Source organism: Bacillus nitroreducens (assembly GCF_964021195.1).
The window spans coordinates 1633443-1646352 of sequence record NZ_CAXHYI020000003.1 but is presented as its reverse complement, the minus strand read 5'-3'; the positions used below and the strand labels follow the sequence as shown (position 1 = coordinate 1646352).

Sequence of the window (12910 nt, the reverse complement as noted above, 5' to 3'; positions counted from 1 at the left end):
TAATCTCCTATTCTGTAAAAGAGTCTATAAATCTTTTAAAAGCAACTTGCCCCACTTCATCTCGTTTATACACACCGGCATCTTCAAGCACGCGCATGAACTTTTTCCCAACTTCACTTTTAACAAGTTCATGAACATTCTCTTTAGTTGGTTGGTAGGTCTTCAGTTCTTCTGCCCACGCTTGGTGGATGGGGTTAACTGAGTCTCCTTCACCGATCAGATACTCCTCAACCTCATGCAACTCTTCTTTGAGTCGAGCTGGGAGTACCGCTAATCCCATTACCTCGATTAGACCAATGTTTTCCTTTTTAATATGGTGCACATCGGCATGCGGATGGAAAATACCGAGCGGGTGCTTATCATTGGTACGGTTGTTTCGAAGCACCAGATCAAGTTCGTATTTTCCGTCTCGTTTTCGAGCGATTGGTGTAATCGTATTATGCGGTGTGTCACCAGTGAACGCGAGAATATCTACTTCTGGGTCACTATAGTTGCGCCACGCTTGTAAAATGTGGTCACCTGCTTCCACCAGGGTCTCTTTGTCCTCACTTCGTAGACGTATGACAGACATCGGCCAGTTGACAGTTGAACATTCGATTGTATGATAACGATTCCAAGTGAAGGTAATGTCATCTGCTGCATTCGCCATCGCAAAGTCATAGTTTCCACCCTGATAGTGATCATGAGTTAAAATCGAGCCACCTACAATCGGAAGGTCGGCATTTGAACCAACAAAATAGTGTGGAAACTGCTCAACGAATCCAAGTAGTCGTGCAAATGTCTTCTTGCTAATTTTCATATCGCGATGTTCTTCACAAAGCAGAATGCAATGCTCATTATAGTAGACATAGGGTGAATACTGCAAATACCAAGTTTCTTCCTCAAGCGACACTGGTATGATGCGGTGATTGGAACGAGCAGGATGACCAATACGCCCCGCATACCCTTCATTTTCCACACAGAGTAAACATTTCGGATATGACGCCCCCGTTGTTTTTCTCTCTTTTTCAAGCGCAATTTGTTTCGGATCTTTTTCAGGCTTTGACAAATTAATCGTGATGTCAAGATCACCGTACGTTGTTTCAACCTTGTATTCAATGTTTTTTTCAATTCGCTTCATTTGAATATAGTTGCTATTTTTACTTAATCCATAAAAATACTTCGTCGCTGCAACAGGGTCTTGCTGATGTAATTGGTAAAAATGACGACTGACCGCTGACGGCAATGGGATCATCGTGTTCATAATCATACTTGCGAGAATTTCTTTCGCATCAAAATAACGCTCAATAACCCCTTGTTCGCAGGCATATTCGACCAGGTCCTCAACTAAAGTTGGGATGTCCTTTTCGGATGAGACATGCTCAGATGGTTGAAAATCCTCCAGATGGAGGAGAGACAGAACCTGATTGCGAACATAGATCCTATCTTCCCTTTCGATAAGTCCAGCCTGAACAGCCTGCTCAGCTAACTGTTGTACTGTATCGTAAATATTCATGTATCTCACCTTTCGCTTTCATACCCATTTGGGTGGTTTACATGCCAGTTCCACGCATCCTTAATGATTTCATTGATAGATTTACGTTTTGGCTCCCAGCCGAGAACGTCCTTCGCTTTCCCAGATGAAGCAATAAGTGTGCTTGGGTCTCCCGCACGACGCTCGCCAATTTTCACAGGAATATCTCGTTGCGTTACTTCTTTAGCCGCTTCGACCATTTCCTTAACAGAGAAACCACTGTTACTTCCGAGGTTGAAATAATTGCTCTCACCGCCGTTTTGTAAGTATTTCAATGCTAAAATATGTGCATCAATGAGATCTTCGACATGGATATAGTCACGGATGCATGTGCCATCAGGCGTATCGTAGTCTTCACCAAAGATTGTGATAAAATCTCTTTTTCCGAGTGCTACTTGTAATATAACTGGGATTAAGTGCGTTTCTGGATTATGATCCTCGCCGATTTCACCAGTCGCTCGTGCACCTGCTACGTTAAAATACCTTAGTGATACGAATTTAATGTCGTGAGCAATCTCAGACCACTTCATCATTTTTTCCATTGCTAGCTTCGTTTCACCGTATGTGTTTGTTGGAACAGTTGGCATATCTTCAGTGATTGGCACCTGTTTTGGCTCGCCGTACGTAGCGGCTGTAGATGAAAATACAATGTATTTCACGTTGTTGTTTCTCATTGTTTCAAGAACAACTTGTGTACCAAAAACGTTGTTGTCATAGTATTTTAACGGATCTTCCATCGATTCACCGACAAGGGAATTCGCCGCAAAATGAATAACCGCGCTGATGTTTTCTTGTTCAAATACCGATTGTAGAAATGCTCGGTCACGGATATCACCTTGATAAAACTTCGCCTTTGGGTGTACCGCTTCTTTGTGGCCTGTTTGAAGATTGTCTACCACTACAACCTCTTCGTTTGCGTCAATTAATTGATAAACCGCATGTGAGCCAATATAACCCGCTCCACCTAATACTAAAATACTCATATCCGTTTTTCGCTCCTCTTTTTAGGTTAAAGAGACATATTCACTGCCCCCGTGTCCCGTAATAGTTCTTTTGCGCCATCACCAATACTTACTTCATAGAAAGAAGCTTGGTAGCCGATGGTGTTTTCATAAATATTTCCGATTGTGCTAATGATCGCTTCCGCTTTATCTTTTTCAATTAAGGCAATCGCACAACCCCCGAAGCCAGCACCCGTCATACGTGCACCAAGTACACCGTCTTGGGCCCAAGCAGCTTCCACTAGTGTGTCGAGCTCTTTACCTGTCACTTCATAATCATCGCGCAATGAAGTATGTGACGCATTTAGCAGGTGTCCAAATTCTTTGAGGTCACCCGCCTTTAGAGCTTTGAGTGCATCTAATGTTCGTTCATTTTCATACACAGCATGTTTTGCACGCTTTTGTAACGTTTCATTTTCAATTAAATCCTTGTGTTGTTCAAATTGGCCGCTTGTGATATTCCCTAACGCTTCAACGTCTAGCTCTTTTTGCAGGTGCAAAAGTGCCTGTTCACACTCACTGCGACGTTCATTGTATTTAGAATCCGCAAGCTCACGACGCTTGTTCGTGTTCATAATTAAAATAAGATGATCATCCAACTCAATTGGAGCATATTCATACTTTAATGTATCACAATCTAGTAAAATTCCAGCATTTTTTTTACCCATTCCAATTGCAAATTGGTCCATGATGCCACTGTTGACACCAATAAACTTATTTTCCACAAGTTGACCAATTTTTACAAGTTCTACCCGGTCGATTTTTAGATCGAATAAATGATCAAACATGACACCTGAGACGAGTTCGATTGACGCTGATGAGGACAAACCCGCACCATTCGGAATATTTCCGTAAAAAAGCACGTCTACACCAGTAGAAATATCATAGCCTTTTTCACGGAGGTAACGAAGCATTCCCTTCGGATAATTCGCCCAATCGTGAACCTTGTTGTAGTCAAGATGATGGAGGTCGAACTCAATCACCCCAAGGTCTTCAAAGTTCATTGAGAACATTCTTATTTTGTCGTCGTCACGCTTTCTCGCTAACGCATACGTTCCTTTCGTAATCGAAGCCGGGAACACATGCCCCCCATTGTAGTCGGTATGCTCACCAATCAGATTGATGCGTCCAGGCGCAAAGAAAGTACGATAGTCCGTTTCGTTAAATATTGTTGTAAATCGGTCTGAAAGCTGGTTGAGATCCATACTGATTTTCCCCCCATTTGGTTTCTATTTTCATTGTAGAGGCGCAAGTAAAAAAGGTCAATTACTTTTACTTAAATTTTACTAAAAATATATAAAGTTAGAATAAAGACCTTAACCCCCATAAAAAGAGCCTGTCATCAAAGACAGGCTCAATTGTTACATTAATTTACTTAGTTCAATCGGTGAGTGTTCTCTTTTTGAATAAGGACGGAAGCTCACTGCGAATGAGAAGTCATCATTTTTTAACTGATAGTACTCAAGAACACCTGGTCCACAACTTGCTGAGCCGAGGCCTTGATGCTTGTGATCAACATTTAATGTGATAAAATCATCTTTTACTAAATCATAGGTGTGGTTTGCTTTTTCAAGCTTTTCAGTCGAATAATAGCTTGCGCTAAAATCAAAGTTCGGTTCGCCTACTACTAGTAATCCAACACCTGAAAGGTCTGTTAGCGAAGCCCACTTTGTTTCATGTCGATTTCCATTTTCTTGCGGCACGACATATGGTGTATGCAGCTCATCTACCGTCTTTGACCAAACACCAAAACGGTTCGCTAACTTGCTGTCAGAGTATGATTCTCCTGGTCCTCGACCATACCAATCTACTTGATTCAACCCCTGCTTTAGTTTCAGTTGAAGGCCAATCTTAGGTAATGTATCCGATGACTCACCTTGTTTTTTCCCATCAACTTCAATCTTCATTGCTCCATTTTTCAAGATTGTGTATGTCATGGTTACATCAAAGCCCCATGCATGTACTGGCGGAGCGAAGCGAGATTTCACAAAAACTTTTACTTGATCATGAGTTGGTGATACTTCAACCTCAACTGCATGAATGTGTGTTTGCATGTGATGCAAACCAAAATGTCTCCACTCTGGTTCTTCCTTTTTTACGCTAAATTCTTCTAAACCTAGTTTGTCATTATCCGTTGGAGCTCTCCAAACGTTCACCACCGGACCACGTTCGATCATTTCGACACCTTGGTTCACCCATGACTCAAGGACTCCGTATATTTTATCGAAACGATATTCGAAGGACTCACCAGTCACGACAAGTTTATGGTCCTGATCCTCCACAACTAAAGGACGATAGGTTCGATTTTCTTTCACTTCTATGTTTTGGCTTACTGGCAATTCAAATTGAGCCCACGCCACTTCATGACCCGCTTTTGCCCATTTTGTATCAGCCGCCTGATTAAATTGAAGGGTAAGCCAGTAATCGGTCTTAGCTTTGATCACGCTTGGTAATGTAAATGGAACCGAAAGTTCAACCGACTCGCCTGGGTGTACCGTAGGCATATCTAGCGTTCCACCATCTAACACGTTTCCATCCGAAACAAGTGTCCATGAGATGGTTAAATGATCTAATGTAGTAAAGTTATATAGATTCTGAATCCGAACTTTACCAGCTTTTAAATCAACCTCTTCAACTCGAACAGGTTCGATTACCTTTTTATATTCTAATAAGGCTGGCGATGGTGTACGGTCTGGCATGACAAGACCATCAATTACGAAGTTGCCATCATGAGGCGTCTCACCAAAATCACCACCATAGGCAAAATACTCTTCGCCATCTTCTGTGGTTTGACGAATCCCATGGTCAAGCCATTCCCATACGAATGCACCTTGAAGGCGATCATATTTATAGAACAAATCAAAATACTCTTTGATTCCACCTGGTCCATTCCCCATCGCATGAGCAAATTCACATAAAATATGTGGCTGAGCTAAATCATCTCGTTGACCTAATTTCTCCATAATGACTTGCGGAGTGTACATCGTCGAGAACATATCAGCCGCTTCGTGTAAACGAGTAGGATTGTTATTCTCTTGTGTCATAATGAAACGAGTTTCCCCTTCGTAATGCACAAGTCTTGTTGGATCCTTTTGTTTTGCCCATTTCGCCATCGCTACATGGTTTTCGCCATATCCAGATTCGTTTCCTAATGACCAAATGATAATTGATGGATGGTTCTTATCTCGTTCAACCATTCTCTTCATTCGGTCAACAAACGCTTCCTTCCACTCTGGATCTTGCGCTAATTGATGAGGTTTTCCGATTCTATCAAATCCATGACACTCCAGATCTGCTTCATCAATTACATATAATCCATACTCATCACATAAATCGTAAAAACGTGGATCATTCGGATAATGCGCTGAACGGACTGCGTTAATATTATGCTGTTTCATTAGTTCAATGTCTTTTATCATCCAATCAAGTGGAACAGCACGCCCCAAATCTGGATGATGATCGTGACGGTTTACCCCTTTAAATAAAATAGGTACACCATTCACCTGGATTAACCCATCCTTTAATTCAACCTGTCTAAATCCAACTTTCGACGGGATTACCTCAACAATATTTCCTTCATCATCTTTTAGCGTCATCAGTAAGGTATACAAATAAGGAGTTTCAGCCGTCCATTTTGAAGGATTGGTTACGCGGATACTCGTATCTAAAGTAGTTTCGTTTGATCCATCTACATGAATTTTGATTTGTCGTTTCGCTTCTTCCACTTCACTTAAGTGTTTATCAAAAAGCTGAATTTCTAACTGGTAATCTTTTGAACTAGTAGTTGTTGAATGAAACACAGATTCGATCTGTAAATCCGCATCCTGGTATTTGTCATCCAATTGTGTTTTCACAAAGAAGTCATGTGTATGTACTTTCGGTTTTGCCAGTAAATACACATCTCGAAAAATACCACTTAACCACCACATGTCTTGGTCTTCAATATAACTTCCATCTGACCATTGATAGACTCGAACCGCAATCGTATTTTGACCTTCTTGAACAAAATCGGTTACATCAAATTCAGACGCGACGCGACTTCCTTGACTATAGCCAACAAACTTCCCGTTGATCCACACATGAAATGCACTATCTACTCCTTCAAAACGTAGAAACACAAGGTTTTTTAGCATGTCATCGGTTACATAAAAATCCCGACGATAGGAGCCAGTTGGATTTTCAGTAGGCACATAAGGTGGATTGACTGGAAATGGATAGGGAACATTTGTATAGTGCGGTCTTCCATACCCGTGCAGCTGCCAGCTTGAAGGAACTTGTAACTCATCCCAATCACTAGTATCATAGTTTTCCTCATAAAAAGAGCTTGGAGCATGTTCTGGAGTCTCAGCATAATGAAATTTCCACATACCATTTAATAATAAAAATCCATGTGCACGACCTCTATCAAAGCTAAGTGCATCCTCTACACTCTGATAAGACATAAAATAAGAACGGTCTTTCACTCGATTCCTTTGAAGTACCTGTAAATTCTCATAATCTCTAAGTTGTACCATTTTGACCTCCACAAAGGGCTTTGAGGGATCGTTCCCTCACCCCGTATTTTTAAAAAGTGGCACAAGGAACCTGTCCTTGTGACCCACAAAACCGCACACCTCTATTTGATTGCACTTCCTAACATTCCTTGAATAAAGTGTTTTTGGAGAGCAAGGAAGAAGATGATAATTGGAATTGTTGCAATCATAATCCCTACATTGATTTGACCATAGTCAATAATCGAAACACCTTTTAAACTGGATAATGCTACAGGGAATGTATACATATCCGTCGAGGTTGTAACGACTAATGGCCACAGAAAGTTATTCCACTGTGACAGGAATAAGAAAATTGACGTTGCTGCAAGCGCTGGTTTCATGGATGGAATGACAATCTGAAAGAAAATCTTCATTTCTCCCGCTCCATCCATTCGTGCTGCTTCAATCAATTCTGTCGGAAACGCCATAAAGTTTTGTCGCATCAAAAAGATCGCAAAAGGTGTACAAACCGTCGGTAAAATAAGCGCTACATACGTATTCAATAATCCATAATCAGCCATCATCCTGAACTGCGGGATGAGAAGTGCTTGGTATGGAATCATCATCGATAAAAGAAAGGTTGTAAAAATAAATTTATTACCTTTAAAATCAAACTTTGCTAAAGCATAGGCAGCCATTGTTGAAACCATCAGTGCCAAAATCACATATACACCTGAAACAAAGACAGAGTTGAACAAGACTCGCCAAATATTGATGCTCTCATTCAGATTTGTAAAGTTCGTTAAAAATTGATCACCAAACCACAATGTTGGAGGGTTGGAGAACATTTTACTCGTATGATTTGTTGCCCCAACAAGCATCCAATAAAATGGGAAAATTGAAATCAAAATACCGATCAACAGGAGCAAGTAAATACCTGCTTTTTTCGAGAATCTTGATGTTTTACTTTCCTGCATTATTTACCATCTCCCGTCACTTTTGATTGAATAAGTGATAGAATCGCTACGATGACTACAATGACGTATGCAATCGCAGACGCATAGCTAAAGTCATAGTATTTGAATCCATTATCATAAATCATTAATCCTAATGTTGTTGTCGCATCCCCAGGTCCACCTTTTGTCAGGTTGAACGGTTCATCGAATAACTGGAGAGTCGAAATTGTTGAGATGATGGAAGTGAATAAAATAATCGGCTTCAATTGCGGAATTGTGATTGAGAAGAATTGACGAACCTTCCCTGCACCATCAATCGAAGCTGCTTCATAGGTTTCTTCTGAAATATTTTGCATTGCAGCAAGATAGATCACCATGTTGTATCCTGTCCATCTCCACGTCATTGCAATAATAATGGAAACCTTTGCCCAGAACGGGTCATTCAACCAAGGGATAGAATCAATCCCAAATACGTTCAATGCTTGGTTCAAAATCCCTTTGTCCATTAAAATTATCGAGAACAAAATCGAATATGCTACTAATGAAGTAACCGCAGGTAAAAAGAACCCCGTACGGAATAATCCTTTAAATTTTAATAGTTTGCTATTTAAAAATGCCGCCAACATAAGAGCTAATAGAATCATAATTGGCACTTGAACAATAAAGATGATAAATGTATTAAATAGAGCTTGATGGAAGGTTGTGTCTTTTATTAACCGGATATAGTTATCAAGTCCAGTAAATACATATGTGCCACCTTGAGAGGTTTGGAAACTTAAAATAAAGGATGAAATGATTGGGTACACCGTGAATATCAGAAATAAAATGAGCGCTGGGGCTAAAAATAAGTACGGCGTTAATTTGTTTTTGTTGATTTGATTCATCATGTTGTCTAACCCCCTATTCCATGGGAGAGGCAATGAAGGAGTTCTTCATTACCTCGAATTTTTATTGTATAGTCTAGAACGTATAAAGTTTTGTATCTAGTTTTTTGTGTCTAGCTCTAGGTGCCATCGGCTCGAGGTCACAAGCCAAACGCTTTGGAAGGCAAAAAGCGCCTTCTGTCAGCGCCTTTCTTGTACTCACACAGGATGTGATGACATCGACGTTTGCCACTGGACGGGGCAGAAGTGAGTCGATGTTCCACTATCGAGAACCTTGCGCTTTTCTTACTTTTTCATTCGATTTTCAATGTTTTTCTTCGCTTGTTCCATTGCTTCTTCTGCACCCGTACCGTTTAACGCTTCCCCTTGTGCTTTTACAATTTCATCACGAGCGATTGGATCATTTTTTGTATAAAGAATCGATGGAATCTTGTCCATTTCGTCTGCTAAGAAACGCCAAATTGTTTGATTTCCAAAGAATGGTTCTTCAGCATCAAATAATTCAGATTCAAACACAGGTGCATAGGTAGGGAATAACCCACCCTCCATTGCAATTTCTTGTGCTTCCACACTTGTCGTAAACCATGATAAGAAATCATATGTTTCTTGAACTTTATTACCTGTTGAAGGAATGACAAACGAGCTACCACCCTGTACTGATGAACGAGATCCCCCTTCTTCATGTGCAGGTAGTGGCATTAAGCCCCATTTTCCTTCGGTATCAGGTGCTTGTTGTTTAATGGTTCCAACTAGCCAGCCCCCAGCAATCACAGATGCTGTCTCAGAGTTCGCAATGGATGTCACCCATCCATCCCAACCTGTAGTACCTAAAAGAGCGTCTTTTTCACGCAAACCTTTAAGCACATCTAGTGCTTTAACTGAGGCATCACTACCAACAGTTAAGTTGTTATCCTTATCGAAGTAGCCTTCACCTTGCTGATTTAGAATGATTGTGTACACATTCGCATCCGCTTGGTCGAAGCTTAACATCGCTTTACCAGTTGCTTCTTTGACTTTTCCACCAGCTTCAACATAATCATCCCATGTTTTGATATCTTCAGGATTTACGCCTGCCTCTTCAAATAGGTCTGTACGGTAGAAGATCGCTGCTGGACCAGTATCAAATGGCATCGCATACATATCTCCGTCTTTAGACACAGCCTCTACTTTAAAGTCTGGAAAGTCTTCTTTATACTCGTCAAAACCAAGTTCGCTTAGGTTTGCAAATGCTCCTGGAAACGCTTCTAATTTTCCTTGAAGTTCATCATCTGTTTGAAGCAAGCCATCAGGCAAACCTTTACCACCCGCTTGTAAACCAGTCGTTGTTTTACTCTTAATGTCCTGACCACCTGTTTCAATAATTTCTACTTTAAAATCTGGATGGTCCTCTTTATAGATTTCTGCTGCTTTTTCTAGCACTGGAACATTTATATTATTCGCCCAGATTGTAACAACATCATCATCTGCGGCACCTTGTCCACTCGAACTACCACAAGCAGAAAGCAAGCCAGTTAATAAACCACCAGCAAGCAACAAGCCAAGTTTCCTTTTCATTAAAACCACCTTCTCTTTTTAGTAATTTGTTTACTAGTAAAATAATATCATGTTTAACTAAAAGTGTAAACGGTTTATTGTAATTATTTTAGTAAAACTTTTATTTATTTTTACTAATTGTATCCTACCTTTTCAATTATTAACAAAGTCTCTATTAGTATCCCCATATCGAACGAGTTCACTTTTCAAGGAAGAATAGGTAGTGCCCAAGCCTTATCCCTATAAAGGCCATAAAAAAAAGTGAGCCATATGCTCACTTTACAGGTGGTGGTGTACTTTTTCGAAATATAGGTTTCCCTTGGATATACACTGTTTTTGCCGTTGTTCTATTTTTTGTTAACCTTTCCTCTAATAGATCCAATCCTGTTTCACAAAGGGTTGGGATATCAATATGGAAGGTTGTTAATGGCGGGGATACATATTTCGTTACACTGATATTATTGATACTAAAGAAGGCAACACGTTGCGGAATGGGAATTTGCATTTCATTAAACGCTTGCAATGCCCCGACTGCAAGTGGGTCTGTCGCCACACAAAATGCTTCTGGAAGGTCATCGCCCATTTCCTCAATCGCCTTCATTGCCACTTTGTAACCGTTCTTTACCGTACTTGCTGGTACGATTAAAATATCCTCTTCTCTTAATTTGTTACGTTCACGTTGATAGTTTCTGAATGTAACCTCTCGTAACTGCGGGATCGGCTCATTTGTCTCGACATCATAATCACTTGCACCAATAAACCCAATACGGTTGTAGCCGAGTCCTTCAAAAAACTGAATCATGTATTCTGTCATAAGTTTTAAATCTGGTAAAACAGAATCTAAATTTTGAGGGTCTCTTCTCGTATTTAAAAACACTCCATGAGGTGTGATTTCCTCTAAGTATTTAATTTCCCGATCTGTTAATTTTCCAATCGCAATAAACGCAGTAATATCCTTATCTACCTTTTCGATTCCATCATCTATATGGTAGCGAATCAATTCAATTTTCCGTTCCTTTGCTTGCTTTTCAAGTTCCGTCCGAATCCCCTTAAAGAAAACATCCTCTAGTTCCTCTTCATTTGATATCCAATATAAGAAAGCGATATTATTTAATTGCGTGATCGATTGTTTCTTTTTATACCCAAGCGCATCTGCAACCGCTTTAATTTTTTCCCTTGTTTCTTCACTAACCGATAGATTGGTATCATTGTTCAATACTCTTGAAACAGTCGCAATTGAAAAGCCAGACTTTTGGGCTATATCACGAATCGTGGCCATCATCTTCTCATCCCTTCTGTCTTACCTCTACTATATAGTATACAGAATTTATTTTTAAAGTAAACATTTTTAGTAAACATTTTATTCAATAAAACAAAGCATAATTGTGGGAGAGAGAACTCTACTTAAGTAAAAAAATGCCTTTTTTTGAAAAAACATAAAAGAGGAGTAACCTAAAAATAGGCTACTCCCCTTTTATTATGCGCTCTATTAGTATGGCTCGTTACCTATTAAAATATTCTCGATTTTGGTTAATTCTTCATTTGTGAAAGAGAGGTTTTGTATTGCAGCAACATTGTCCTCAAGTTGACTTACTTTACTTGCTCCAATTAAGGCTGATGTCACTCGCCCCTCACGAAGAACCCATGCCAATGCCATTTGGGCAAGGCTTTGTCCTCTTTCTGCCGCAAGCTCGTTTAACGTTTGGATTTTATTTAAGATATCCTCTGTGATTGTGTCTTTTTGAAGGAATGTGTTTTCCTTTCCAGCTCTTGAATCCTTTGGGATACCGCCAAGATATTTGTTCGTTAACAGGCCTTGTGCCAACGGAGAAAATACAATCGAGCCTACACCCTGCTCAGTCAATACATCCTGCAAACCATCCTCAATCCATCTATCAAACATGGAATACCTTGGTTGATGGATAAGAAGTGGTGTACCTAGTTCTTTTAATATGCGAATCGCTTCTCGTGTTTGTGATGGGGTATAATTTGAAATTCCTACATAGAGCGCTTTTCCTTGTCGAACAATATGGTCTAGGGCTCCCATCGTTTCCTCAAGTGGTGTATTAGGATCTGGACGATGGGAGTAGAAGATATCAACATAATCTAGTCCCATTCTCTTTAAACTTTGATCAAGGCTTGAAATTAAATATTTTCGAGAACCCCAATCCCCATAGGGACCATCCCACATCCGATAGCCTGCTTTTGAAGAAATAATCATTTCATCACGGTATGGCTGAAAATCAGTCTTCAACATTTTGCCGAACATCTCCTCAGCACTACCAGGTGGAGGACCATAATTGTTCGCTAAATCAAAATGGGTAATACCGAGATCGAATGCCTTTCGTAGGATATTGCGTCCATTTTCAAACGAATCGACACCACCAAAATTATGCCATAATCCCAATGAAAGAGCTGGCAACAACAAGCCTGACTTTCCTACACGATTATATTTCATTTCTTGATAACGACTTTCACTTGCTATGTAAACCATATATATCCCCCTTGCCCCTTTTTAATCTAAAATTCATTTTTTATAAATATATCAATT

Annotated in this window: 9 protein-coding genes; all 9 read right to left on the bottom strand. The window is 40.0% G+C overall.

Going from position 1 to position 12910, the window contains the following annotated elements:
• Positions 1 to 7: 7 nt before the first annotated feature.
• Positions 8 to 1495, bottom strand: coding sequence for a UDP-glucose--hexose-1-phosphate uridylyltransferase (gene galT, locus ACWPVE_RS11670; RefSeq protein WP_453993498.1), 1488 nt, complete (start codon positions 1493 to 1495; stop codon positions 8 to 10).
• Positions 1496 to 1500: 5 nt separating this feature from the next.
• Positions 1501 to 2496 carry a UDP-glucose 4-epimerase GalE gene (gene galE / locus ACWPVE_RS11665; protein WP_453993496.1) on the bottom strand — a complete coding sequence of 332 codons (996 nt, stop codon included), beginning with the start codon at positions 2494 to 2496 and terminating at the stop codon, positions 1501 to 1503.
• 26 nt (positions 2497 to 2522) lie between these two features.
• Positions 2523 to 3719, bottom strand: a complete 1197-nt coding sequence (locus ACWPVE_RS11660) for a galactokinase (protein WP_453993494.1) — start codon at positions 3717 to 3719, stop codon at positions 2523 to 2525.
• 156 nt (positions 3720 to 3875) lie between these two features.
• Entirely contained in the window at positions 3876 to 7028 is a 3153-nt protein-coding gene (ebgA, locus tag ACWPVE_RS11655; protein ID WP_453993492.1) for a beta-galactosidase subunit alpha, read from the bottom strand.
• Positions 7029 to 7129: 101 nt separating this feature from the next.
• Complete coding sequence (locus tag ACWPVE_RS11650; RefSeq protein WP_453993490.1) at positions 7130 to 7963, bottom strand: carbohydrate ABC transporter permease; 834 nt, start codon at positions 7961 to 7963, stop codon at positions 7130 to 7132.
• Positions 7963 to 8829 carry a carbohydrate ABC transporter permease gene (locus ACWPVE_RS11645; RefSeq protein ID WP_453993488.1) on the bottom strand — a complete coding sequence of 289 codons (867 nt, stop codon included), beginning with the start codon at positions 8827 to 8829 and terminating at the stop codon, positions 7963 to 7965. Before ACWPVE_RS11645 ends, ACWPVE_RS11650 begins: the two co-directional genes overlap by 1 nt.
• 282 nt (positions 8830 to 9111) lie before the next feature.
• Positions 9112 to 10380 carry an ABC transporter substrate-binding protein gene (locus tag ACWPVE_RS11640; RefSeq protein ID WP_453993486.1) on the bottom strand — a complete coding sequence of 423 codons (1269 nt, stop codon included), beginning with the start codon at positions 10378 to 10380 and terminating at the stop codon, positions 9112 to 9114.
• A 253-nt stretch (positions 10381 to 10633) separates the two neighbouring features.
• Positions 10634 to 11641, bottom strand: a complete 1008-nt coding sequence (locus tag ACWPVE_RS11635) for a LacI family DNA-binding transcriptional regulator (RefSeq protein ID WP_453993484.1) — start codon at positions 11639 to 11641, stop codon at positions 10634 to 10636.
• 207 nt (positions 11642 to 11848) lie between these two features.
• Positions 11849 to 12853, bottom strand: coding sequence for an L-glyceraldehyde 3-phosphate reductase (mgrA, locus tag ACWPVE_RS11630; protein WP_453993482.1), 1005 nt, complete (start codon positions 12851 to 12853; stop codon positions 11849 to 11851).
• Positions 12854 to 12910 lie beyond the last annotated feature (57 nt).

Excerpts from the sequence above, each read along its gene's own strand:
- galT (WP_453993498.1), bottom strand. The coding sequence starts at position 1,495 with ATGAATATTTACGATACAGTACAACAGTTAGCTGAGCAGGCTGTTCAG.
- galE (WP_453993496.1), bottom strand. The coding sequence starts at position 2,496 with ATGAGTATTTTAGTATTAGGTGGAGCGGGTTATATTGGCTCACATGCG.
- ACWPVE_RS11645 (WP_453993488.1), bottom strand. The coding sequence starts at position 8,829 with ATGATGAATCAAATCAACAAAAACAAATTAACGCCGTACTTATTTTTA.
- ACWPVE_RS11640 (WP_453993486.1), bottom strand. The coding sequence starts at position 10,380 with ATGAAAAGGAAACTTGGCTTGTTGCTTGCTGGTGGTTTATTAACTGGC.
- mgrA (WP_453993482.1), bottom strand. The coding sequence starts at position 12,853 with ATGGTTTACATAGCAAGTGAAAGTCGTTATCAAGAAATGAAATATAAT.
- ACWPVE_RS11650 (WP_453993490.1), bottom strand. The coding sequence starts at position 7,963 with ATGCAGGAAAGTAAAACATCAAGATTCTCGAAAAAAGCAGGTATTTAC.
- ebgA (WP_453993492.1), bottom strand. The coding sequence starts at position 7,028 with ATGGTACAACTTAGAGATTATGAGAATTTACAGGTACTTCAAAGGAAT.
- ACWPVE_RS11635 (WP_453993484.1), bottom strand. The coding sequence starts at position 11,641 with ATGATGGCCACGATTCGTGATATAGCCCAAAAGTCTGGCTTTTCAATT.
- ACWPVE_RS11660 (WP_453993494.1), bottom strand. The coding sequence starts at position 3,719 with ATGGATCTCAACCAGCTTTCAGACCGATTTACAACAATATTTAACGAA.